Origin of the sequence: Streptomyces hirsutus (genome assembly GCF_001418415.1) — a bacterium.
GTDB lineage: Bacteria > Actinomycetota > Actinomycetes > Streptomycetales > Streptomycetaceae > Streptomyces > Streptomyces hirsutus.
The window spans coordinates 1-24,056 of sequence record NZ_LIQT01000396.1 but is presented as its reverse complement, the minus strand read 5'-3'; the positions used below and the strand labels follow the sequence as shown (position 1 = coordinate 24,056).

The window sequence follows — 24,056 nt, the reverse complement described above, 5'->3', positions numbered from 1 at the left end:
GCGACCTCACCGATCTGCATGTGCTTGCCGTCCACGTGCCTGATCCGGCCCTTCTCGTCCATGTACCGCTCTGCTGGTCAGCCCGGAGGTGTGACCGGTCGGACGCACCCGATCCCTACTCTAACGTTAGGGTAGAGTCGCCGCCCGGCCCTTCTCCCGGCCCACCTCGGCCTCCGCACGAAACCGCCCCGTCCCGCCCTGCCCCCGCGCCGTCGTCGCCGCCGGGCCGGAGCGCCCGAGCACGACAGGTAATGCCCCCTTGTCCTCTCCCGCACTGTCCCCCGCCGCTCGGCTGCGCGCCGCGCGCCCCGACTGGCTGAACGATCCGAAGGTCTGGCGGACCGAGATCCTCGGCGGCCTCGTCGTCGCGCTCGCGCTGATCCCGGAGGCGATCTCCTTCTCGATCATCGCCGGTGTCGACCCGGCCGTCGGTCTGTTCGCGTCCTTCACCATGGCCGTCACCATCGCGTTCGTCGGCGGACGCCGGGCGATGATCTCCGCGGCGACCGGCGCCGTGGCGCTCGTCATCGCGCCGCTCAACCGTGAGCACGGGTTCGGGTACCTCGTTGCCGCGGTGCTCCTCGCCGGTGTCTTCCAGATCGTCCTCGGCGCGCTGGGCGTGGCGAAGCTGATGCGGTTCGTCCCGCGCTCGGTGATGGTCGGCTTCGTCAACTCGCTGGCCCTGCTGGTCTTCATGGCCCAGGTCCCCGAGATGCGGGACGTGCCCTGGCCGGTCTATCCGATGATCGTCGCCGGGCTGGCCCTGATGGTGTTCTTCCCGAAGGTCACCACCGTGATCCCCGCGCCCCTGGTCTCCATCGTGATCCTCACCGTGATCACGGTCGCCGCCGGGATCGCCGTACCCACCGTCGGGGACAGGGGGGAGCTGCCCTCGTCCCTGCCGGTGCCCGGCCTGCCCGACGTGCCGTTCACGATGGACACCCTCACCACCGTCGCCCCCTACGCCCTCGCCATGGCGCTGGTCGGCCTGATGGAGTCGCTGATGACGGCCAAGCTGGTCGACGACATCACCGACACGCACTCCTCCAAGACCCGGGAGTCGATCGGCCAGGGCGTCGCCAACATCGTCACCGGGTTCTTCGGCGGGATGGGCGGCTGCGCCGTGATCGGCCAGACGATGATCAACGTGAAGGTCTCCGGCGCCCGGACCCGCCTGTCCACCTTCCTCGCGGGCGCGTTCCTGATGGTGCTGTGCATCGTCTTCGGTCCGGTCGTCTCCGACATTCCCATGGCCGCGCTCGTCGCCGTCATGATCATGGTGTCGGTCGCCACCTTCGACTGGCACTCCATCGCACCGAAGACCCTCAGGCGGATGCCGGCCGGGGAGATCGGCGTCATGGTGATCACCGTCGTGTTCGTGCTCATCACGCACAACCTCGCCGTCGGCGTCGTCGTCGGCACGGTCACCGCCATGGTGATCTTCGCCCGGCGGGTCGCCCACCTCGCCGAGGTCACCGCGGTCGCCGACCCCGACGGCACGTCCGTCGTCTACCGGGTCACCGGCGAGCTGTTCTTCGCCTCGTCCAACGACATCGTCGGCCGCTTCGACTACTCGGGCGACCCCGACCACGTCGTCATCGACCTGTCGTCCGCCCACGTCTGGGACGCCTCCTCCGTCGCCGCCCTCGACGCCGTCGAGACGCGGTACGCGCAGCGCGGGAAGACCGTCGAGATCACGGGCCTGAACGAGCCCAGTGCCCGCCTCCACGACAAGCTCAGCGGGGAACTCGTCGGCGGTCACTGACGGACGGCCCCGGAACAGGACCTGCGGGAGGACCTGCGGGGACACCGGGGCCGGCCCCCGTCAGCCGAGACAGATCACCAGGAGACAGAGCTCGGAACCGGAACCGGAACCGGAATCAGAACCGGAGCCGGAGCCGGACGAGCCCGGTGACTCGGGCGCGGGTGTCGAGGGGACCGAGGTGCCGGGTTGCGATCCACTCCGGCCGTTCGGGCCGCCGCCTCCGCCGTTGCCGCTGTCACCCCCGTTGCCCGAGGAGTCCTCGGGCGGGGTCGTGGGGCGGGTCGCCGTACCGGAGCCGGAGCCGGAAGCAGAACCGGAAACGGAACCGGAGCCGTTGGAGTCCGAGCCCGTCCGTGTGCCCGAGCCGTCGGACGAGGGTGTGGTCCGTGACGGGGACGTGGCCGTCGTGGCGCCGTCCGGCCGGGTGCTCGACGCGGTGGCGGGCGCCGACGCGGTGCCGGTCGGCTGCCGGTGTGCGCCGTCGCCCGGGGCCGGCTGCGAGGGCCGCTCCTGGGAGCGCTGCGTGCCGGGCGGGCTCACGGACGGCGCCGGACCGCCGTACTGGTCCGCGGGCCCGTCCGCGCCGCCCATGCCGGACACCTCGGGTGCCGTGGCGGCCCGGGCACGGTCGCCGGAATCCCGGTCCATCGAGACGAGGGTGAGTCCACCGCCGACGAAGGCCACCGCCGTGGCGACCAGGGCGCGGCGCTGGGTCTTCCTCCAGCGGGCCAACTGCCGCCGCCGCGCCGCCCGCCCCGTGGGCGCGGACGCGGACGCGGGCACCGGATCCGGGACTTCCACGGCAGGAACCGGCGGCCCCGTACCGGCTCCTGCACCGATCCCTGGACCGGCTCCTGCACCGATCCCTGGACCGGCCGCGGTGCCGAGACCTGCCGCGGGTGCGGGTGAGGTCGCCGTGCCCGGGACGGTGTGACCGCCGATGACGCTCGGCGTGATGTCGGGGGCGTAGGCGCCGCATCCAGGGCACACGAGGGCGCCGTTCAGATGCCGACGACACGTGGAGCAGTAGTCCATCCGCTGTCTTCCCGGGTTGGCAGGCACCCGCCGGGCCGGGGACGGCCCGTTCGCGTCGTGCACGAGGGAGCGGGTGGATCAGGACAGCAACGCTAACGACACCCGCGAGCCGCTGTGTGCAGCCCGTGTGTCACTCCTGCGCACATTCTCTGCCCGCTTCGCGTGAATGCCGTGAGCATGTGCGTCAATCGGTGCGCAATACGGCCCGGAAAGAATGTCCTTCAATCAAAATCCCTTGGGAAAAAGGAAGTTGAGGGCCGCGTGCGGAGTCGATTTGGGCCGTCACGACCGGAAATCGGAATCGGCGGGAGTCGCTCACGTCGCGGAAATGGCAGGGCTGTTCCCGTGAAGGGTGCGGTTTGACGTTGCCGGGCCGTGCGGCGTTGGCTTGCCCACCACCTGGTCGCCACGCTGCACTCTCGCTTGGAAGGCACCTGATGTGAACCCCTGCACCACTCGCACCACCCCCGCACCCCGCACGATCCGGGGGCGTCGGGGCACCACTGCTCCGCTCGCCGCCCTCTCGGCCCTGGCGGTGCTCTCGCTCTCCGCGTGCGGTGCGGTCGACGCCCTCGGCGAGGACGACGGCTCCGTGTCGCCGGGCCGGCGCAACGACATCACCGTGGGCCTCCTTCTCCCCGACAGGGACACGGCGCGCTTCGAGGAGTTCGACCGTCCTCTCGTCGAGGAACGGGTCGGTGTCCTCACCGGCGAGGAGGGCAAGGTCGTCTACGCCAACGCCGAGGGCAGCACGGCCAAGCAGAGCGAGCAGCTCGGCCGCATGGTCGCCGACGAGGTCGACGTGATCATCGTGGCCGCGGTGGACGCCAAGGCCGTCGCACCGGACGTGGAGAAGGCCAGGAAGGCGGACATCCCCGTCATCGCGTACGACCGGCTGGCCGAGGGCCCGATCGACGCGTACGTGTCGCACGACAACGAACTCGTCGGCGAGGTACAGGGCCGTGCGATCGTCGACGCGCTCGGCAGCGAGGCGGAGAACCGCAAGGTCGTCATGATGAACGGTGAGCCCGCCGACCCGAACACCGCGCTGTTCAAGGACGGCGCGATGATCGAGTTGAACGGCAATGTGGACATAGCCGAGTCGTACGACACCGAGAAGTGGCTGCCCGCCGTCGCCAAGGCGAACATGAAGAAGGCGCTCAAGGCCGTCGGCGCCGAGGACGTCGCCGCCGTCTACGCGGCGAACGACGGCATGGCCGGAGCCGTCATCGAGGCGATGGAGGAGGCGGGCGTCTCCGACATCCCGCCGGTGACCGGGCAGGACGCCGATCTGGAGGCCGTGCAGCGGATCGTCGCGGGCACGCAGCACATGACGGTGTACAAGTCGTTCCTGCTGGAGGCCGGCGGTGCCGCCGAGATGGCGGTGGCCCTGGTCCAGGGGCGCGACATCCAGTTCGACTCGCTGACCGGTGAACGGGTCGACAGCCCGACGCAGAAGAACATCCCGTCGATGCTGGTGCCGGTGGTCGCCCTGACGCAGGACAACATCGAGGACACGGTGGTCCGGGACGGCGTCTACGACGTGGAGGACATCTGCACGGCGGAGTACCGGCCGGCCTGCGCGTCGATCGGCCTCACACCGTAGGGGACCGTAAGCACCGCGGGCGCCGTGGGCAGGACGGCGCCGGTCCGCTCACTGCTGGTCGGAGTACCCGATGTCTCCCACCGTCCAGGCGCTCACGTCGGCGAGCGCCACCCGGTACATGCCCCCCGTGTCCGGGATGCCATAGCTCCCCTGGAGGATCCGGGCGACGTGGAAATGCAGGTGGGAGGGGTGCGACGGCGCTTCGTCCCGGCCGGCCTCCGCGAAGGGGACGGCGAAGTGGCCGAGTCGAGCGGAGTCGCGCAACACCTCCGCCACGCGCTCCCGCCACAGGGCTTCGGGGGCCAGTCGGCCGGTGATGACGGCGCCGGGGATCACTACGGTGAGTGACATCTGGCTGTCCTGGTCCGTCTCGACCATCGCGGCGACGGCGACGAGCAGATCGTCAGGGTGTGACATGGTCGAAGAGCGTAGCCGAGCCCCGGCCCGGCCGGGTGATGCGGGTCCGGATCACTCCGACGTGGCGGCCGCAGGCCCCCGCGCCGGCTCCGGCCCGCCCGGTGGGTCGGGCGGGCCGGAGCCGGGAGAACACGCGACGTCGGGGCCGGCTGCCGGGGTCGGCCGTCAGGGCTGCAGGGGCATGCTCCAGCAGTTGGAGGTGGCCCGCTTGCCGGACAGCCGGTCGGTCAGCCAGTCGACGGCGTCCCCCTGGTCGGTCAGCAGCGGGGCGAAGTGGTTGAGCAGCGCGCTGCCGACGTCGGGGAGGACGACGGCCTTGTACGTGACGTCGGCGCCCTTGGCGCACCAGTCGACGGCGAGCCGGCGGGACTGCCCGTGCGGCACGAGGTTGTCGCTGACGCCGGTGACCAGCCGTACCGGGCCGGACGGCTTCATCGTGCCGATGAACTGCTTGTCCAGGAAGGCCTGGAGGGCGGGAGTGGCGGCGATGATGTCACCGAGGGACTTTCCGTCCGTGGTCCACTTGGTGCTTTTGGCGAAGCCGTACGTGAAGAGGGCGTCGCCGACGCACATCGTCGAGAGATCGGTGAGCGCGGCCTTGCCGGCGGCGTTCAGATGCGCCTCGGCAAGGGGCTTCAGCTCCGGGTCGGACTGGAGGAAGCCGTTCAGCGACCAGCCCAGCGCGCCCGCCAGTTCGCTGCCGTCGATGGCCTTGGTGACCTTGGTCAGATCGGCGGGCGGCGCGCCGGAGTAGGTCCCGGACAGGGTGACGTCGGGGGCGTAGGTGGACTGGAGTTCGGCGGCCGCCGCGGTCGCCCCGCCGCCCTGGCTGTACCCGTAGAGCCCGACCGGGGAGGCGGTGGTGATCGACGCGCCGCGGACCGAGCGGGCGGCGCGGACGGCGTCCAGGACCGCGTGGGCCTCGTCGACCCGGTTCACGTAGGTGTGCAGGCGGTCGGTCGCGCCCAGGCCGGCGTAGTCGGTGACGACCACGGCGACGCCCTTCGCGAGGAGGCGGTAGATCGCCAGGTCCTCGTAACCGACGGACACGGTCTCGCCGTTGAACCGCAGCGGATGCTCGAGCCCCATGGACGCGGCGCACTGGTCGCCCTGTCCCATGGTGCCGGGCGCCACCGCGACCAGGGGACGCGGACCGCCGCCCTTCCAGGCGGCGGACGGTTCGATGTACGCGCCGGTGACGGCGACCGGCTTCCCGTTCGAGTCGGTGGACTTGTACATCAGCCGGGTCGCGGTTCCCGGCAGCGGGCCCTTGAGGCTGGGCAGGCTCAGGGCCAGCGGGAGGGGCTCGCTGCGGAGGAGGGTGCCGTTGGCGTCGGGCAGGGACGCGGGCGGGGTGTAGAACGCGGGGATCGTGACACCCCGGGACACGACCTCGTCCGTCGCCGCGGCGGGGGCGGCCGCGAGGGCTTGGGCGCCGAGGCATGCCGCGGCGGTGACGGCGACGACCAGAAGCTTGGGGCGCGGGCGTGCGGGCATGGCGAACCTCCTGTGAAGCGGCTGTCAGGAAGCGGCCTCCGTGCCGGGGCGTCCCGTGATCGGCCCGGACGGGGAGGCGCGGTGGCGGAGCTACGGAGCTGAGCTGGGGGAGTGGGGGCTTCGGAGCTACGACGGCACGGCGGTGGGACTGCGGGGCGATGGGACGGCACAGCGGCAGGGCACAACGGCAGGGCACAACGGCAGGGCGGTCCGGCGGCGAGGTGGGGCACACGCGTCCCACGGGCTTGCCCACGCCGCTCGGCAGCGGTTCGCATTGAACTTACCTGTGGGTAAGTTACTCGTGGTAGCAGTAGGAAGGTTACGGTTCGGTAATGTGACGGCCGGTCCGGTGCCGCCCGCCGCCTGCGACCCGCCCCCCGCTTCCTGCTCGCCGACGCGTCGGGGCACCGGGGCACCGGGGCACCGGGGCACCGGACCCTGGGCCACCGGACCACCGGAGGGCGACAGCCTCGCCTTCCGGGAGCCGGGGAGAGGGCGGCCCGTCGGCGTTCCTCAGGGACACCGAAGACTTCTCCGAACGCGCGAGGCCGGGACGCGTCCGCGCCCCGGCCTCGTGATGATCGCGGTACTCACGGGCGCCCCTCGGCGCCCACGGAGTGACCGTTCAACTGCCCCTCAACGGCCCTTCAGCGGCCGCCCTTTCCCTTGTTGCCGGTCGCGCTGCGGCGGGCGGCCTGCCCGGGACGGCGGCTGCGCCGGCTCCGGGACGGGGAACCCGTGCGCGCGGGCTGGTTCTGGGCGGGCGGCGGAGTGAGGACGACGGGCACGCCCGACGGCGCCTGGGCTCCGGTGATGCGGTTCAGTTCGTCCCCGCCCGGACGTACCCGGGTGGTCTGCGGGGTGATGCCGGCGTCGGTCATCAGGCGGGACATCTCCCGGCGCTGGTGCGGCAGGACCAGCGTGACGACGGTGCCGGACTCACCGGCGCGGGCGGTGCGGCCGCCGCGGTGCAGGTAGTCCTTGTGGTCGCTGGGCGGGTCGACGTTGACGACGAGGTCCAGGTTGTCGACGTGGATGCCACGGGCCGCGACGTTGGTGGCCACCAGGACCGTGACGTGCCCGTCCTTGAACTGGGTCAGGGTCCGAGTCCGCTGGGACTGGGACTTCCCGCCGTGCAGGGCCGAGGCCCGCACGCCGACGGCCAGGAGCTTCTTGGCCAGCCGGTCGGCGGCGTGCTTGGTGTCCAGGAACATGATCACGCGTCCGTCGCGGGCGGCGATCTCCGTCGTGGTGGCGTGCTTGTCGTCGTCGTCCACGTGCAGCAGGTGGTGGTCCATCGTGGTGACCGCGCCCGCGGACGGGTCGACGGAGTGGACGACGGGGTCGTGGAGGTAGTTGCGCACCAGACGGTCGACATTGCGGTCCAGCGTGGCGGAGAACAGCATGCGCTGACCGCCGGGGCGCACCCGGTCGAGCAGGGCGGTCACCTGCGGCATGAAGCCCATGTCGGCCATCTGGTCGGCCTCGTCCAGGACGGTGATGGCGACCTGGTCCAGGCGGCAGTCGTCACGGTCTATGAGGTCCTTGAGCCGGCCGGGCGTCGCGACGACGACCTCGGCGCCGCCGCGCAGGGCGCTCACCTGCCGGCCGATCGACACCCCGCCGACCACCGTGGCGATCCGCAGGCGCAGCGCTTGGGCGTAGGGGGTGAGAGCGTCGGTGACCTGCTGGGCCAGTTCCCGGGTGGGGACGAGGACGAGCGCCAGCGGGTGCCGGGGCTCGGCCCGCTGCCCGGCGGTACGCGCCAGCATCGCCAGACCGAAGGCCAGCGTCTTGCCCGAACCGGTGCGCCCGCGGCCCAGTACGTCCCGGCCGGCCAGCGAGTTCGGCAGCGTCGCGGCCTGGATCGGGAACGGGGTGGTCACGCCCTCGGCAGTCAGGGCGGTCAACAGCCGCTCGGGCATGTCGAGTTCGGTGAACTTCTCGACCGGCGGCAGCGCCGGGGTGAGGGTGACCGGCGGCGCGAACTCCCCGCCGGACGCGGCGGGACGGCCTCCGCGGCCGCTGCTGCGTCCACCCTTGGCGGCGGCGCCGCGGGACGGACCGCCCTGGCGGCCGGCCGACCCCTGGGAACGGACGCGGCCTCCCCGCCCGGAGCCCGCGGAGCCCGCGGAGCCCGCGGCCTTGTCCGTACGGGAGCGGGACGAGCCGGTGCTGCCGGTGCTGTTGTTCGAACGAGCTGTGTGATTGCGGTTCATGCGGAACCTTCCTCGATGCGGCACGTATCGAGGAATTCCGCCCAACGGCGAGGTGCTGGCCGAATGAGAATTCGCAAGAATGAGCCGAAAAACGGTGAATCAGTGCATCGCTGCATCAGCGGATCAGTAGATCAGCGGATCAGTGAAACAGCGGCAAGCGGCCGCGAGTGGCGGGCCACGAGCACGAGTGCGGCGTCGGCTTCGTTGCCGGGCCGGGGAACGCAGTGGGCCGGGGCCCCGCGCCACAGGGGTGCGGGGTCCCGGCCACGCACTGCACGTCGGCGTCGGATACCGACGCCGGTGTCAGCGTACGCGTCAGGCGGGAACGATGTTCTCGGCCTGCGGGCCCTTCTGGCCCTGCGTGACGTCGAAGGTAACCTTCTGGCCTTCCTGAAGCTCACGGAAACCGGAGCTGGCGATGTTCGAGTAGTGGGCGAACACGTCGGGGCCGCCGCCGTCCTGCTCGATGAAGCCGAAGCCCTTTTCCGAGTTGAACCACTTCACGGTGCCAGATGCCATGCTGTATCTCCTTTTGGGCAGTGCCCGGGGCCCACACCTTGTGGGCCCGTGGTCGCAACAATGATCCACCCGGTTGTTGTTCCCGGAAAGCCGCGAAGCTTCTCAGGAACGAAAAAGAGTGCTCGTCGACGGAAGGTCGGAAGAGCACTCACAAGCCTCTGGTAACCAAAACTGCAACTCTTCACGATAACACGGGTGGGGCGCCGGTGTCCGAAACCGGCCTCGCCGGGTCGTCGACGCCCGGGGTGCGGGTGATCAGGAGGCCGTGGCGGGGCGCGGGCTGCCGTGGAAGACCTGGCCGGTGTGCCAGGAGCGGTGGGCGTCCGCGACGGGGCGGGTGCCCGGCTGGGGGCCGATGAGCGGGCGGCCCGCGAGTGCGGTGACGTGTTCGCGGGCGGCGGGGCTGTGGCCGACGAAGCGCTGCGAGACCAGGATGCGGTGATGGTCGCCGATGCCGAGGACGCCCTTGTCGAAGAGCTTGTGGTGCAGTGAGCACAGGCACAGTCCGTTGTCGACGTCGTCGGGGCCGCCGAACGCCCACCAGCGCACGTGCGCGGCCTCCAGCCCGACCGGGAGCGCGCCGATCCTGCCGTCGTAGCCGCAGAAGGCGCACCGGTACTCGTAGGCCGTCAGGACGCGCTCCCGCATCCCCGGGTCCCGCCGCCTCCGCACGACGACCCGGAGCCGTCCGGGCTCCGCCGGCTCCGGCTCCAGGCCGACGGATTCGCACAGCTCGGCGTGGAGCGAGGGCGGGAAGTGCAGGTCGAGCAGGAGCTGTGTCATCCGGCCGAGCAGCGACGGCTCGCGCCGCAGTGCCGCGCGCAGTTCCGGCGCCAGCCGCCCCGCGGCTCCGAGGGCCCGCAGCTCCCGTACGCCGCTGCCGGGGCTGCCCGGGCCGCGGTCGGTACGCACCTCCCACACGCCGTCGCTCACCAGATGGTGGAACGGGTAGGCGGGAGTGGTCCTGTGGGGCGGACCGTACTCGTCCAGCAGCCGCTTGAGGTCGCCCTCCACCGCGCTGTAGCGCAGTTCACCGTCGGCATCCCGCTGGAACCGGCCGAGGGCGTACAGGAGGAGCAGCGGCTTGTGCGGAGCGTGTGTCCCGCTCCTGGTCCACTGTCTCAGCTCCGCCGCGCGCTCAAGCCAGTCCATGACCGGCGATCGTAGTGGTGCCCCGTCGATCACCGATCCGCGTGGCCCGGAGGGGTGTGGCGAGGACCCGCGGGCACGACGCCGTGAACCGTGGACGCGGAAGAGGGCGGGGCGAGGACGCGGGTCGCTCGCTGTCGGTCAGCGGGGCGGCTCGGACGGGAGGACCTCCGGGATGGCGCGGTCGGTCTTGGCGGCGTCGGCGACGGCCTCGGCGGCGGCCTCCTCGGCCTGCGCCGTGTCGCTGGCGGCCTGGGCGGTCATGTCTTCGTCGACGGGCTTCTCGCGGGTGGCCGGCGACCGGGGCAGCTGCTCGGTGAAGGCCTTGGAGACGCCCTGGAGCGCTGAGGTGATCTCGCTCGGAATCACCCAGAAGTTGTTGCCCGACCCCTGCGCGAGCTGCGGCAGGGTCTGGAGGTACTGGTAGGCGAGCAGCTTGGGGTCGGGGTCGTTGCGGTGCACGGCCTGGAAGACCTCGTCGATGGCCCGGGACTGGCCCTCGGCCTGCAGGATCGCGGCGGTCCGGTTGCCCTCCGCGCGGAGGACGGCGGCCTGTTTGTCGCCTTCGGCGGTGAGGATCTGGGACTGGCGCTGTCCCTCGGCCCCGAGGATCGCGGCCCGCTTGTCCCGCTCGGCGCGCATCTGCTTCTGCATCGCGTCCTTGATGGTCTGCGGGGGGTCGATGGCCTTGATCTCCACCCGGTTGACTCGCAGCCCCCACTTGCCGGTGGCCTCGTCCAGCACGCCGCGGAGCTGGCTGTTGATGGTGTCGCGCGAGGTGAGCGTCTTCTCCAGGTCCATGGAGCCGACGACGTTGCGCAGGGTGGTGACGGTCAGCTGCTCGACGGCCTGGAGGAAGTTCGCGATCTCGTAGAAGGCCGCTCGCGCGTCGGTGACCTGGAAGTACAGGACGGTGTCGATCTCGACGACCAGGTTGTCCTCGGTGATGACCGGCTGCGGTTTGAAGGAGACGACCTGTTCCCGCAGGTCGATCAGCGGGTGAACGCGATCGATGTAAGGAATGACGAGGTTGAGGCCGGGATTCAGCGTGCGATAGTACCGGCCGAGCCGCTCGACATTACGAGCGCGCGCCTGGGGAACGATGCGCACCGCCCGCACCACGGTGAAGAGCGCGAACAGCGCGACGAGCAGACCGGCGATGAGAAACGCAGGGGTCTCCATGTTTTCAGTCCCGGGGGTAGACGAAGGCTGTGGTGCCGCTGATCTTTATGACGTCGACGGTTTTGCCGGGAGGAATCACCAGCGTCTCGTCGTAGGAGCGGGCCGTCCACTCCTCACCGTCGATACGCACCCTGCCGCCCAGGCCCGACACCTCCGAGACGACGTAGGCGGCCTTCCCGACCAGTGCGTCTATACCGAAGCGCGCCACCTGGGGCTGGAGCACGTGGCGCACCGCGAGGGGGCGCACGAACAGCACGGTGACGGTGGCGACGACGGCGAACACCAAGAACTGGAAGGGCGGCGAAAGCCCGAGCGCGGCAGACCCCGCCGTGACCAGTGCGGCGGCGCTCAGCATCCCGAGCGCGGCGGTGAGGGTGAAGATCTCCGCCACGGCCAGTACGGCTGCGACGATCAACCAGATCAGCCACGGATCCATTGCGTACCTCTTCCGACCGGCGCGGACGCGGAGGGCTCGGTCCCACCATTGGACCCTGAGAGGGGAGGATCGCGGTACCCCTGAGGGAGGAAATCCTGCCGAACCGGCGGAGAGGGGGGGTGGTGCACCCCTCTCCACAATTTTCCATTTCACAATCTACTCTTATTTTATCCTTTCTTGAAAAGGATAATCACCCCCGGCGGGTTGTTCTCCTTTCCTTTTTGCTGCCGTTCCCGCGGGCGGCGCGGGACACCGGCCGCCCCCGACGCCCGCAGTCCGCGGCCCGCCCACGCGACTGCCGAGGCTCCCGCCGGTCGATGAGGTGTGGGCGCAGCGGCCCGCCGCGGGAGAAAAACATGCTGCGCGGTGACATAGGTGCCGGGCCCTCACGCCGTCTGAGAGGTGTAACCAGCCACACCGACGACCGACGACCGATGACTGGAGAACGGATGAGAACGAAGAGGCTCGTTCTGGCCGGAATCGCGGCCCTGGCCCTGGCCGGCGGGGGCGGTACGGCCCTCGCCGTGAACGGTGGGGAGCCGCCCGCCGCGGCCGGGGAGACGGCCGGCGGCGGGGCGCGGGAAGCGGCGGCCGTGCAGGCGCCCGACCTGCCCGCCGCCTCCCTGACCGCCGGGCCGCGCGTCGTGCGGCCCTACCAGCCCGTGGAGATCGGCCAGGGCGCGAGGATGGGGCTCCTGCCGGAAGGCCGGCAGAACTACGTCGTCGCCTGGGAGAACTACGCCGAGTCCGTCGAACGGGCCAAGGGATACGCCGGTGACAGCATCCGGCCCGACAGCCTCAGCGGCGGGCTGCACACCGAGGGGGACGACGCGCTGTACACCGGCGCCTTCCGTACGGAGACGGTGCCGGCGCGCATCACCCTCCGGATCGACGGGGGCGCCGAGGCGGAGGCGGGCATGCTGAGCCTGCCGGGCGACCCGGGCTGGGGGACGTACTACGCCTTCGGCGACGCCTCGGCGGCGGGCACCGGCGTCACGGTCACGGCGTACGCCGAGGACGGCGGCGTGCTGTTCGAACAGCGCGTCGATGCTTCGCCCCGGGGCTGAGAGCGGCCGCGACGCCGACCCCGTCGAGGGAGACCGCGGCGTGGGGAGGAGCTCGTACGAACCTTCGTTCATGAACTCCCGGAAAAATCTTCCGCAACCTTTCGTTACGTGTGCCTGTCTGGTTAACGCAAAGATGTTCAAGGGAGTATGAAGAGGAGCTCATCACGTGACCGTGCGTTCCTTCACCCGGCGGATGCGACCGCGAGTCGAGCGGAAGGCCGCCGAAAGTGTGTGGCAGCTGCGCACCATGCGGCGGCGCCGCAGGGCAGCGGTCACGGACCCGGTGCTCCGCCCGGTGGCGGTGCGCGGCCAGCAGCTCTACGGGCGGGTCGTGACGCGGTTCAGCGCCGCCGAGGCGGCCGCCGCCAACCTCGGTCTGGTCGTCGCAGCGCTGGAGCAGGAAGGCATCCCCTACTTCCTGGTACCGGCCTCGCGTACGCGCCACACGGTCGGCGTGAACGTCGTCGACCGGGAGCGTCTCCTCACCACCCTCGAGGCGCGGAACGCGGGGAAGGCGGTGTTCATCGGCAGACCGCTGCCCGGCGCACGGCTCAAGCACCCCGCACTGTTCATGGACGGTGTACTGCCGACCGCTTTACGCACGGCCCCCATCCTGCGGATCGGGGAGAACCACCTCGGGCCCTCGGGCCAACTGCTCGCCGGGCCGGAGCTCGCCTGCGACGTCGAGTTCTGGGAGGACGGGGCACAGCTCCTCGCCACCGACGACGGGCCTCGCCGACTGGCCAAGGCGCAGCCTCAGGCGTCCGAGGACGTCTTCGCCGAGTCCCTCGTCGCACCGCGGAACAACGGCATCACGGACGTACTGCCGGCGTCCGAGCAGAAGCCTGCCACGGTGCGGGTCGGCGGCCGGGAGCTGCCGAGCTTCGTCCCGCTGACCCTGCCGACCGTGGACGACGTGACCTTCCCCGTCGACGTCGTCTACACCTGGGTGGACGGCGAGGAGCCGGAGATGCGGGCCAAGCGGGCCCGGTACCAGGAGCGCGGCATCGCCGAGATCCTGGACAAGGAGACCAACGCCTCCCGCTACACCAGCCACGACGAGCTGAAGTACTCGCTGCGCTCGCTCGCGATGTACGCCGACTTCGTCCGGCACGTCTACCTCGTGACCGACGGCCAGAAGCCGCACTGGCTCGACGACCGGGCCCCGGGGATCACGGTCGTCGACCATCGTGACATCTTCCCGCAGGGCGTCCTGCCGGTGTTCAACTCACACGCGATCGAGACCCGGCTGCACCACATACCGGGCCTGTCGGAGCACTACCTGTACTTCAACGACGACGTGTTCGTCGGTCGCCGGGTGACCGCGGAGCACTTCTTCCACGGCAGTGGTCTGATGAAGATTCCGGTGTCCCCGCTCAAGATAGGCGTCGGCAAGCCGCACGCCGAGGAGACGGCCACCAACTCCGCGAGCAAGAACGTCCGCCGGCTGCTGTTCGAGAAGTTCGGGCGGATGACGACGAACAACTTCATGCACACCCCACTGCCGCAGCGGCGCAGGACGCTGCAGGCCCTCGAGGAGCTTTTCCCGGAGGACATCCGCCGCACCACGGCGTCCCGCTTCCGCTCGCCGCAGGACATCGCCGTGACGGCCCCGCTGCTCTACCAGTACGCGCTCATGACCGGCCACGGCACGCCGGGGAAGTACCACTACCGGTATGTGAACATCAGCCGTCCGGACGCCGAGCAACGCCTGGCCGATCTGCGCCGCAACCGCCGCTTCGACTTCTTCTGCCTCAACGACGTCGATGTGCGGCCCGAGGAACGGGAGCAGGTCGGCGTCCGGATGAGTGGGTTCCTGGAGCACTACTTTCCCTTCGCAAGCCCCTTCGAGAAGCAGAACTGACGGGGCCGGGGGCATGGACATCCGCCACCGTCTTGGAGCGTTCGAGGGAACGCGGGCCGCCCGGGACTGCCTGGTGGGCCTGAGGCTCCGGCTGTCGGCCCGGCTCTGGGCGCTGTGCGCGGCCCGGGCCCGACGGCGCCTGCGGGCCACCGTCCCCGGACTCCGCCGGGTCACCCTCGGACCCGTACGGCTGTACGGCCGTACGGTCGCCGACTACACCGCCGCAGACGCCGCCGAAGCCGATCTCGAGCGGGTGTGCGCCCTGCTGGAGGGGCTCGGCATTCCGTATTTCCTGGTCCCCGCCGACCACGGGCCCGGCGCGTCGCGGCAGGTCGTCGGGGTCGAGAAGACGTACCGCGGCATGCTCCTCTCGCAGGCCGCCCAGCGCCTCACCGGCACCGTCGGGTACGTCGGCACCGTCGGACCGGACGGCGCCGTGACGAAAGCGGCGCTGTGGGCCGACGGGAAGCTGCCGCGGGCGCTGAGACGGGCCGCGGTGCTCCGCACCGGCACGGTGCGCCTCGGCCCGGGAGGACAGGTGCTCACCGGCCTCGAAACGGGGTGCGACATCGAGTTCTGGTGCCACGGCCGGGACCTCGGCACGGCTCCGGCCACGGACCCCTCCTGGCTCACCGTGCCCGGCAGCAGCTTGCCGGACGTCTTCGGCCCGGCGCTCGTCGCCCCGCGCCGCAACCCCGTGTCGGAGGTGCTTCCGGTGACGGCGCAGCGGCCCGCCACCGCGGCGGGTCACCGCCGCCGCGTGCCGACGTTCGCCCCGTTCGCCGAGCCGGGCATCGACGAGGTCTGCTTCCCCGTCGACGCCGTGTACACCTGGGTCGACGGCGACGACCCGGCCATGGCCGCGAAGCGCCGCGCCCACCAGGCGCTCTCCGACGGCGCCATCGCTCCGCGCGAGACCGGCGCCTCCCGCTACACCAGCCATGACGAACTGAGGTACGCACTGCGCTCGCTGCGGATGTACGCCGGGTTCGTCCGGCACGTCTACCTCGTGACCGACTCCCAGATCCCCCACTGGCTGGATCCGGACGCGGAGGGCCTGACCGTGGTCGACCACCGGGACATCCTCCCGCCCGACGCGCTCCCCGTCTTCAACTCGCACGCGATCGAGAGCCGACTGCATCACATACCGGGTCTGTCGGAGCACTACCTCTACTTCAACGACGACGTCTTCATCAACCGGCCGGTACGGGCCGAGCACTTCTTCCACGGCAACGGCATCGCCCGGATCCCGCTGTCCCCGCTGAAGCTCGGCGTCGGTTCCCCGCACCCCCTGGAACCGGCCCCGAACTCCGCCGGCAAGAACGCCCGCGAGGTGATCAACCGCTTCCACGGCAGACACATCACCCACAAGTCCTTACACACTCCCCATCCCCAACTGCGCTCGGTCATGCGGGAGATGGAGAGCCTCGACATCGAGGAACTCGAGCGGACCTCCTACTCGCGCTTCCGCTCCACCTCCGACGTCGCTCCGGCGTCCACGCTCCACCACCACTGGGCGATCGCGACCGGCCGGGCCGTTCCGGCCGACTACCGCTTCCGCTATGTGCAACTGGGCACCCCGGACATGCGGCGGCGCCTGGCCCGCCTCGCGGCCGGCGAGGACATCGACTTCTTCTGCCTCAACGACGTGGACACCGCCCCGGAGGCCAGGCCGGCGGCCCAGGCTGCCATCCGTGTCTTCCTGGAGCGGAAGTACCCGTTCCCGAGCCGCTTCGAAGGAGCGGCCCGGCCCGCCCCGCGCCAGGTCGCGCCGCTCACGGCGAGTCCCCCGCCGCAGTCGAGGCCGAAAGAAGCACGGCTTCGCGAGTGACACCGTCCGCCGGTACCACTCGTGCCCGGTGAGGTACTGGCGGAGGATACGAGATGCGAACTCGTGAGGGGGTGCCCCAACGCGCTTTCCCACTGTGCCGGTGGCCTGCCGGGGCCTGTCCAGGACCGTTCACCTGCGTTCACGGTCGGTTGGTCGGAGGGGTGGGCGCGGCTCTGAGTCTCCCCTGAACAGCCGTGAACGGGGCTGAACGAGACGGAAAGTGAGACGGTGCCGCCGGGCCGGGCGTTCAGGTCTTCCCAGGTGTCGCTCAGTCTGCCTGGGCCTCGGCCGTCTGTGCGGCGAGGTCGGCGGTGTCTTCGGACGGTGGTGCCTCGACGGTCACCGGCTGGTTGACGTCGAGGAAGGTGATGGTCAGGTCGAGGGGGTCGCCGTCGGTGGGCTCGAGTGGCTTGCCCTCGGTGCCGTCCTGTGCGGCGAACGTGTCGCCCCGCATGCGGAACTGCTTGGTGTGGTTGTCGTCGCCGATCCACAGATCCATGGTGAGTGTGCCGTCGATGCGCAGCGCCATGAACTGATCAAGGTTGTCGATCTGGCGCTCCCGAGCCGCCCTGTTCGCGGCAGCGTTACGGGCGGCGCTTATGCCGTCACCGGTGACTGTTCCTCTGTAGTGAGTGGTCCGGGTGTCGTCGATCGTCTCCGTCCCGATCCTCCGCACGTCCTTGGAGGCGGTCAGGATCGTGGACTGCACGGCTGGGTTACCTTCGATCTGACGCGGCAGTATGCCGTAGGACCTGTTGTCCACCGCGCCGAGTCCCCATACAGCCGGGTCGGCGCTGAACCAGCTCTTGCCGTCCAGTTCCTCGGAGTCGATCGCGCTCCCGCCGACGTACATCACCTCGTCGACGAACCGGATCTCCAGTTGGCCGTCTTCGCCCTGGTCGGCCGCGGTCATCTTCATACTCATGGTCAGCGGTTCCGTGCTCATGGATGCCTCGGCCTCCAGGCGGCCTTTCTCCGGCACGGTCCCGGTGACCCGGTAGTGGAGCGACGTGACGTCTTCGGAGTTCGTCGCCGCCTCCGCCACGGCCACCGCGGGCGTCACCTTGGGCGGGTCATCATGCGCGGAACCACTCGCGATGCCCCCTCCGCAGGCAACCGTCCCCCCGGTGAGCAGCACGGCCGAGGACACCGCGCTCGTCACTCTGCGCGGTACGAAACCGAACACTGAAACCCCCACATGTCCCCCTAATTTGGATGACAGATCCACATCAAGGCCGCGAGCGTATCTCGGAGTGTGTCCTGCGGTCCGCTGGGTTCTTGTGAGGCACGCGCGGCAGACGGCATATACCTGCCCGCATGAACTCCGAGGACCGTACTGAGCGGTTGGACGCCCAGGATGCTTCGGCCTCGGGCCACCGCCGGACCAGCTCCATGGCGTTCGTGGAGTCGCTTCACTTGCTTGACCCGGAAGCCGGACTTCTCGTCTGCCGACGCGCTCATGGGGGGCAGTCGGAGTTCCTTGGCCCACTGCTGGAAACCGGAGCCGGCGTCGTTGGCGCCCAAGTGGTTCGCCAGGGCCGAAAGCGTGACAGGTGGGTCCGAGGAAGAGATCTCCTGATCTCGTTCCACGACCAGTCCGAGCGGATGCCCCCTCGCGGTCCGCCCGGCACGGCAGAGGATCGACTGTCACTGTCGGTCGCCGTGGGCCGACCTGGCACGGCCCGCAGACGGCCCGGCCCGAGGGTGCCACTTCCCTGCCGCGTCGGGCTATCGTGCCGCCGTGGCACGCGCAGCGGAGCGCCCCCTCCTCTTCCTCGACGTCGACGGCCCGCTCATCCCGTTCGGGGCGCCGTCCGGTCACCCGCAGGCCGCTACGGCCGATGCCTCGATGCCTGTCGATCAGGGGAACCCGCTGCTGAAGCGGCTCGACCCCGGGATCGGGGAGCGTCTCATGGCCTTGGGCTGTCGTCTCGTATGGGCCACGACCTGGATGGAGGAGGCGAACGAGGCTGTTGCCCCACGCATCGGACTGCCGAAGCTGCCCGTGGTGGAGTGGCCGGACCTCTGCGCCGAGGAAGGCCCGCGCGGCCTGCACTGGAAGACCCGCCCCCTTGTCGAGTGGGCCAACGGCCGGCCGTTCATCTGGGTCGACGACGAGATCGGCCCCATGGACTGTCTCTGGGTCACTGCCCAACATCCCGGGCCGTCGCTTCTCCATCGCGTGGAACCGGCCAGAGGCCTCGTAGACGCGGACTTCTCCGCGCTCGCCGGTTGGCTCCATACCGTTGCGCCGAGATGAACACCGCATCAGGAGTTCGATCGCGTGATGGTTGCGTCCCTGGTGGCCCAGGCGGTGGGGCCACCAGCGCTCCGTAGGAGCCCTGAGGCGTCCGTTCGTGTCCGCTGTCGTTGATGTCGGCCGTGGATGTCAGCCTGCCCCTCGATGCGAACTGTGGGGTGGGGCGGGCGCCGAGGTCCGCGCGGTTACTCGGCAAGGTGCCGGAAGCCGTAATCGATTGACTGCGACCGGACGGGTTGCTGTACTCCGCTGCTGTACTGCGGTCGACAGAGCAAGGGTGAAGTTGCTCGGGAGGGGGCCTCGTGCCGCGCTGGAAGAAGGATGCCGCCGAGCGGCACAGGTATCGCGTGATGCCGGATGACGCTCTTCGTGCCGAATTACGTAGGTATCAGACCGGAGAGGCGCAGTCTGCTGCAAACAAGGGGAGGCGTTCCTGGAAGGCCGGGCGAGAGGCCGTCGAGGAAGAGTTGATGCGGAGAGGCCTGCTGGGCGACCAGCTGTGAGGGTCGGTGGAGTCTCGAGGGGCGAGTCAAGACCTGGATTGACCTTGAAAACCGTCATGGCGGCGACGTCACCGCGGGTTCACATCCCGCCGCCTCCGCGCGATGAGCGGTGAGAACGGCCCCCGGCGGTCATGCCGGTCGCTTCGCGGCTCTGGAAAGACGCTATTGGGCGAGAGGCGGTTACTGGGGTTGCGGTACTGCGCTGCTGTACGCCTACGGAGACTCGGTGGTCCTGTCGCTGCGGGCCTTGAACGGCAGAGGTCGGCGGAGTCCCAAAACTCACCAAGTCCCGAGCGGGACGACGCGTCATCGGCCTGCCCGATCCGCTGATCAAGATCTTTGGCCGGCACCAGGAAGCACAAGAGCGGGAGCGGGTCGCTGCCGGTACCGACCGGGAGGGCGAGGGAGGCGTGTTCGCCCCGTCGGCCGGCGGGCCGCTGAGCCCGAACACCGACTTCCGTGTAGGGAAGCGGCTGCTTCGGGACGCCGGCGTGCGAGACGGCCGCCTTCGTGGCGCTCGCCACACCGCCATGACCGTCCTCCTGATCCTTGGCGTCCTGACCAGCCGTGGAGCGGACTGTTCAGCGGCGTCCGGACACAGCTGAACGTGGGTGAATGAGACCAGAACTGAGACCAAGAGGTGAGGGGTGGTCGGCTCGCGCCGTTCGGTGTGCACTGAACCCAGGTCGAATTCCTACTTGTTTGATAATTTAGGTCCCATGAGCGAGATTCCTTACAGCGTCGGCGAAGGGCCGGCCACCAGGGTCAGCCTCTCCCTCCCCGAGGGGACGGCGGAAGCGATCCGCCGACGGGTCGGCAAACGTGAGTTCTCCGCGTTCATCACCGAAGCGGTGGAGCGCGAGCTGCGCGGTCAGATCTTGGATGAGTACCTGGCCGACTACGAACGCCGTCAGGGGCCGATCTCCGGGCACGAGCAGGAGCAGGCACGCCGGGTCTTCGACGAGGTGTTCGCCGAGGAGGGGCAGTGGCCCGCCGCAAGCTGAGTCACGAAGGCACCCTCGTTCTCGACTGCGAGGGCCTGGCGAAGTTCGTCAGTGATCACGAGCCCGTCGTCGCCCTCATCGCCGAAGCCCGCAAGCGGGGCATGGAGGTGGTCATCAGCGCACTCACCATCATCGAAGCGGCGCATCGCCGGACCGACAAGGCGCGGCTCGCCTGGGTTCTGTCCGGCGTGAGAATCGTGCCCATCGGCGACGAGGAGGCCAAGGCCGCCTCAGCCATATTGATCGGCACGGGGCTGCATGGTCACAAGTACGCCATTGATGCCGCCGTGGCTGAGATGGCGCTACGGCAGCGCCGTCCGGTCGTCATGCTCACCTCGGACAACGACGACATGACGAAGCTCTGCGGCGACAGGGTGCGCCTCGTCGCCGTGTAACCGGCAGTGCGGAACCGGCGGGGATGTCGATCAGGAACCCGAGCGGCCCTGTCCGGGTAGGCCGCCGTGAAGCGTTGGTCGGGCTGCGGCGTTCGGGCACCCCGGGCACCATCGGCAGCACGGGCTGGGACCGGTCCAGGGCCTGGATCCGGGACTTCTCGTCCATGCACAGCACCAGGGCTTTCTCCGGCGGGTCGAGGCAGGGGCCGACGACGTCACGGACCTTGTCGATGAGCAACGGGTCGGTGGACAGCAGAGACGTCTGTGAGCGGTGCGGGGCCAGGGCGAACGCCCGCCAGATCCGCGAGATCGCCGACTGCGACATGCCCGTGGCCGCCGCCATCGACCTCGTCGACCAGTGGGTGGCGTTCTTCGGCTTCTCCTCCGGCGTCTTGACGATGACCCGCTCGACGTCCGCGTCGGTGATTTTTCGCGGGGCACCGGGCCGCGGCTCGTCGGACAGGCCGTCCAGGCCCCGTTCGACAAAGCGCCGCCGCCAGGTGCGGGCCGTGTCCCGGCGAGATGCTCAGCCGCCGGGACACCTCCATGATCGAGTGCCCTTCGGCGTACTCCAGCACGATCCTTGAGCGCTGGGCCGGAGCTTGGGCCGTCGTGCGACGACGACTCATACCGAACCAACGACGAATCTCGGACTCAGGTCACTGGATCCCCCAGCTCCTCCTTGAGCTGCTCCATGATGCGTGCGTACTGATCGCTCTCGATGGACACGCGGTGCCCCTTGGCGCGCGTGCAGGACTGTACTCAGGTGGCCCGACAGCCGGAGACGAGTCGATCGATATCAGCTGACCGGAGAAGCGTGCCCTCGGCGGGGCAGCCGGTTCGTGGTGTGGCTGGTGGCGGTTCCTTATGGCGCAGGTGCTGCGCCGGCGTGGTGTGAACTGCAACCACGCACGTCGAAGGGTCCCACCGCAAGCGGTGGGACCCTTCGATTTCGTGCCCGGTGAGGCACTGGCGGAGGATACGAGATTCGAACTCGTGAGGGGTTGCCCCCAACACGCTTTCCAAGCGTGCGCCCTAGGCCACTAGGCGAATCCTCCGGGAGGAACATTACATGACCGGAAGGAGTGCTTGCGAACTCGTTCCGCCCCCGCGACATGGGGTAACCTGTGCGCAGCCCCTCACGCGGCGCTATCTGACTGAACTCCCCCAGGGCCGGAAGGCAGCAAGGGTAGGTCGGCTCTGGCGGGTGCGTGGGGGGCGCTTTCGTGTGCCGTCCCCCTCGCCGCAGGGCGGGGCGGGGTGGGTTGTCGGTGGGCGCCTATAACCTCGTAGGCGTGTCGTCTCTCGCGCTGTACCGCCGCTATCGCCCGGAGTCGTTCGCCGAGGTCATCGGGCAGGAGCATGTCACCGACCCGTTGCAGCAGGCGCTGCGGAACAACCGGGTCAATCACGCGTACCTGTTCAGCGGTCCGCGAGGCTGTGGCAAGACGACCAGCGCGCGCATCCTCGCCCGGTGCCTGAACTGCGAGCAGGGTCCTACGCCGACGCCGTGCGGGGAGTGCCAGTCCTGTCAGGACCTCGCGCGCAACGGGCCCGGTTCGATCGACGTCATCGAGATCGACGCCGCTTCCCACGGTGGTGTGGACGATGCCCGTGACCTGCGCGAGAAGGCATTCTTCGGGCCCGCCCACAGCCGGTACAAGATCTACATCATCGACGAGGCCCACATGGTCTCCCCGCAGGGCTTCAACGCGCTGCTCAAGGTCGTCGAGGAGCCCCCGGAGCACCTGAAGTTCATCTTCGCGACCACCGAGCCCGAGAAGGTCATCGGGACGATCCGGTCGCGTACGCACCACTATCCGTTCCGGCTGGTGCCGCCCGGGGTCCTGAGGGAGTACCTCGGCGAGGTGTGCGGGCGGGAGAACAGTCCCGTGGAGGAGGGAGTGCTGCCGCTCGTCGTGCGGGCCGGTGCGGGCTCCGTGCGTGACTCCATGTCCGTCATGGACCAGCTGCTCGCGAGCGCCGGCCCCGACGGTGTGACGTACGCCATGGCCACCTCCCTGCTCGGATACACGGACGGCTCGCTGCTCGACTCCGTGGTCGAGGCCTTCGCCACGGGTGACGGCGCCGCGGCCTTCGAGGTCGTCGACCACGTGATCGAGGGGGGCAACGACCCGCGGCGGTTCGTCACCGACCTGCTCGAGCGGCTCCGGGACCTGGTGATCCTCGCCGCGGTTCCGGACGCCGCGGAGAAGGGGCTCATCGACGTTCCCGCCGATGTCATCGAGCGGATGCAGGCCCAGGCCGGCGTCTTCGGCGCCGCCGAACTCAGCCGTGCCGCCGACCTCGTCAACGAGGGGCTCACCGAGATGCGGGGCGCCACCTCGCCCCGGCTCCAGCTCGAGCTGATCTGCGCGCGTGTGCTGCTGCCCGCCGCGTACGGCGACGAGCGCTCGGTCATGGCCCGCCTGGACCGGATCGAGCGCGGTGTGAACTTCTCGGCGGGCGGTTCCGCGGCCGGTATGCCCGCCATGGGGTACGTGCCCGGTGCCGAGGGGCACGGCGGTGGTGGGGGAGCGCCGGTTCCCCCTGGGGGCGGTCCGGCCGCGGCTCGGGCGGCGGTACGGGGGCAGGGCGCGCCCGAGCAGCCTCAGCAGCCCGTGCAGGGGCCGGGGGCGGCGGCCGCTGCGGCTCAGCAACCTCCGGCTGCGGCACCTGCGCCTGCACCTGCGCCTGCACCTCCTGCACCTCCTGCACCGGCTCCGGCGGCTTCGGTTCAGGCTCCGGCCGCGGCGCCGAGTGAGCCCGCGCCGCCCAGCGCGCCGGCTCCCGGTGCCTGGCCCACCACCGCCTCCGCCGGGGGCGGGCGGCGGCCCGGTGGCTGGCCCACGACTGCCGTGGCGGGAGGAGGACAGGCTCCGGCCGCTTCGAGCGCCCCCACCCCGGCGTCCGCACCCGCGTCCGCGCCTCCGTCGGCCCCCGCGCCCTCCGGAGGAGGCGGCAGCGGGCTCGACCCCCGGATGCTCTGGCCGAACATCCTGGAAGTGGTCAAGAACCGTCGTCGCTTCACCTGGATCCTGCTCAGCCAGAACGCCCAGGTGACCGGGTTCGACGGGACGACCCTCCAGATCGGCTTCGTGAACTCCGGCGCGCGGGACAACTTCCTGAGCAGCGGCAGCGAGGACGTGCTGCGGCAGGCCCTGGCCGAGCAGTTCAACGTGCAGTGGAAGATCGAGGCCGTGATCGACCCCTCCGGGGGCGGCGCGGCGGCTTCGGCCCCGAGTGTCAGCCCCGTCGGCGGCCGTGGCGGCGGTGCGGGGTACGGCTCCGGCAGTGGCTCCGGGGG

20 protein-coding genes, 1 tRNA gene and 1 other RNA gene are annotated in these 24,056 nt (G+C 70.1%); 11 read left to right on the top strand and 11 right to left on the bottom strand.

Annotation, left to right across the window (positions count from 1 at the left end):
• Positions 1-259 precede the first annotated feature (259 nt).
• Entirely contained in the window at positions 260-1,765 is a 1,506-nt protein-coding gene (locus AOK11_RS27680) for a SulP family inorganic anion transporter (RefSeq protein WP_055596448.1), read from the top strand.
• Between the two features lie 60 nt (positions 1,766-1,825).
• On the opposite strand, the gene AOK11_RS43020 is transcribed toward AOK11_RS27680, so the two are convergent.
• Positions 1,826-2,800, bottom strand: coding sequence for an SCO2400 family protein (locus AOK11_RS43020; RefSeq protein WP_063793532.1), 975 nt, complete (start codon positions 2,798-2,800; stop codon positions 1,826-1,828).
• 439 nt (positions 2,801-3,239) lie between these two features.
• Between AOK11_RS43020 and AOK11_RS27670 the strand changes: the two genes are divergently transcribed.
• Positions 3,240-4,406 carry a sugar ABC transporter substrate-binding protein gene (locus tag AOK11_RS27670; RefSeq protein WP_079035125.1) on the top strand — a complete coding sequence of 389 codons (1,167 nt, stop codon included), beginning with the start codon at positions 3,240-3,242 and terminating at the stop codon, positions 4,404-4,406.
• Positions 4,407-4,454: 48 nt separating this feature from the next.
• On the opposite strand, the gene AOK11_RS27665 is transcribed toward AOK11_RS27670, so the two are convergent.
• The 7 genes from AOK11_RS27665 to AOK11_RS27635 form a co-directional block, all read right to left on the bottom strand.
• Positions 4,455-4,823 carry a hypothetical protein gene (locus AOK11_RS27665; protein WP_055596447.1) on the bottom strand — a complete coding sequence of 123 codons (369 nt, stop codon included), beginning with the start codon at positions 4,821-4,823 and terminating at the stop codon, positions 4,455-4,457.
• A 165-nt stretch (positions 4,824-4,988) separates the two neighbouring features.
• On the bottom strand, positions 4,989-6,320 hold the full coding sequence (locus AOK11_RS27660; RefSeq protein WP_055596446.1) for a lipase family protein: 1,332 nt from the start codon (positions 6,318-6,320) through the stop codon (positions 4,989-4,991).
• A 647-nt stretch (positions 6,321-6,967) separates the two neighbouring features.
• Complete coding sequence (locus AOK11_RS27655) at positions 6,968-8,539, bottom strand: DEAD/DEAH box helicase (RefSeq protein WP_055596445.1); 1,572 nt, start codon at positions 8,537-8,539, stop codon at positions 6,968-6,970.
• 315 nt (positions 8,540-8,854) lie between these two features.
• On the bottom strand, positions 8,855-9,058 hold the full coding sequence (locus tag AOK11_RS27650) for a cold-shock protein (RefSeq protein WP_042163016.1): 204 nt from the start codon (positions 9,056-9,058) through the stop codon (positions 8,855-8,857).
• A gap of 255 nt (positions 9,059-9,313) precedes the next feature.
• The gene (locus AOK11_RS27645; protein ID WP_055596444.1) at positions 9,314-10,210 is read right to left on the bottom strand and encodes a phosphorothioated DNA-binding restriction endonuclease; all 897 of its coding nucleotides are present in this window, start codon (positions 10,208-10,210) and stop codon (positions 9,314-9,316) included.
• Positions 10,211-10,348: 138 nt separating this feature from the next.
• Positions 10,349-11,389: an SPFH domain-containing protein gene (locus AOK11_RS27640; RefSeq protein ID WP_055596443.1), complete on the bottom strand. Its 1,041-nt coding sequence runs from the start codon at positions 11,387-11,389 to the stop codon at positions 10,349-10,351.
• Between the two features lie 4 nt (positions 11,390-11,393).
• Positions 11,394-11,825 (bottom strand): NfeD family protein, encoded by a 432-nt coding sequence (locus AOK11_RS27635; protein WP_055596442.1) that lies wholly within the window; start codon positions 11,823-11,825, stop codon positions 11,394-11,396.
• A gap of 449 nt (positions 11,826-12,274) precedes the next feature.
• Between AOK11_RS27635 and AOK11_RS27630 the strand changes: the two genes are divergently transcribed.
• From AOK11_RS27630 to AOK11_RS27620, 3 genes are all read left to right on the top strand, one after another.
• Positions 12,275-12,892: a hypothetical protein gene (locus tag AOK11_RS27630; protein ID WP_055596441.1), complete on the top strand. Its 618-nt coding sequence runs from the start codon at positions 12,275-12,277 to the stop codon at positions 12,890-12,892.
• Between the two features lie 166 nt (positions 12,893-13,058).
• A complete protein-coding gene (locus AOK11_RS27625) occupies positions 13,059-14,756 on the top strand; it encodes a stealth family protein (protein WP_055596440.1) in 1,698 nt (565 codons plus the stop codon).
• Between the two features lie 13 nt (positions 14,757-14,769).
• On the top strand, positions 14,770-16,587 hold the full coding sequence (locus AOK11_RS27620; RefSeq protein WP_079035124.1) for a stealth family protein: 1,818 nt from the start codon (positions 14,770-14,772) through the stop codon (positions 16,585-16,587).
• A 268-nt stretch (positions 16,588-16,855) separates the two neighbouring features.
• Here AOK11_RS27620 and AOK11_RS27615 read toward each other — a convergent pair whose 3' ends face one another.
• Entirely contained in the window at positions 16,856-17,785 is a 930-nt protein-coding gene (locus AOK11_RS27615; RefSeq protein WP_470629224.1) for an SCO4651 family lipoprotein, read from the bottom strand.
• 543 nt (positions 17,786-18,328) lie between these two features.
• On the opposite strand from AOK11_RS27615, the gene AOK11_RS27610 reads away from it, so the two are divergent.
• The 4 genes from AOK11_RS27610 (at position 18,329) to AOK11_RS27600 (ending at position 20,749) form a co-directional block, all read left to right on the top strand.
• Positions 18,329-18,847, top strand: a complete 519-nt coding sequence (locus AOK11_RS27610; RefSeq protein ID WP_055596439.1) for an HAD domain-containing protein — start codon at positions 18,329-18,331, stop codon at positions 18,845-18,847.
• Between the two features lie 302 nt (positions 18,848-19,149).
• Positions 19,150-19,350: a hypothetical protein gene (locus tag AOK11_RS43015; protein ID WP_157869458.1), complete on the top strand. Its 201-nt coding sequence runs from the start codon at positions 19,150-19,152 to the stop codon at positions 19,348-19,350.
• A 719-nt stretch (positions 19,351-20,069) separates the two neighbouring features.
• Positions 20,070-20,354 carry a hypothetical protein gene (locus AOK11_RS27605; protein WP_055596438.1) on the top strand — a complete coding sequence of 95 codons (285 nt, stop codon included), beginning with the start codon at positions 20,070-20,072 and terminating at the stop codon, positions 20,352-20,354.
• Positions 20,336-20,749, top strand: a complete 414-nt coding sequence (locus tag AOK11_RS27600; protein ID WP_055596437.1) for a PIN domain-containing protein — start codon at positions 20,336-20,338, stop codon at positions 20,747-20,749. Before AOK11_RS27605 ends, AOK11_RS27600 begins: the two co-directional genes overlap by 19 nt.
• Here the strand turns inward: AOK11_RS27600 and AOK11_RS40660 are convergent.
• The gene (locus AOK11_RS40660; protein WP_420903022.1) at positions 20,685-21,221 is read right to left on the bottom strand and encodes a helix-turn-helix domain-containing protein; all 537 of its coding nucleotides are present in this window, start codon (positions 21,219-21,221) and stop codon (positions 20,685-20,687) included. The two genes, AOK11_RS27600 and AOK11_RS40660, sit on opposite strands and share 65 nt — an antisense overlap.
• Positions 21,222-21,719: 498 nt before the next feature.
• Positions 21,720-21,807, bottom strand: a tRNA-Ser gene (locus tag AOK11_RS27590).
• 72 nt (positions 21,808-21,879) lie between these two features.
• Here AOK11_RS27590 and ffs point away from each other — a divergent pair.
• Both ffs and AOK11_RS27585 read left to right on the top strand, forming a co-directional pair.
• Positions 21,880-21,978: signal recognition particle sRNA small type (gene ffs / locus AOK11_RS38685), an RNA gene on the top strand.
• Between the two features lie 66 nt (positions 21,979-22,044).
• A partial coding sequence (locus AOK11_RS27585) for a DNA polymerase III subunit gamma and tau (RefSeq protein ID WP_055596435.1) occupies positions 22,045-24,056 on the top strand: 2,012 nt, incomplete at its 3' end.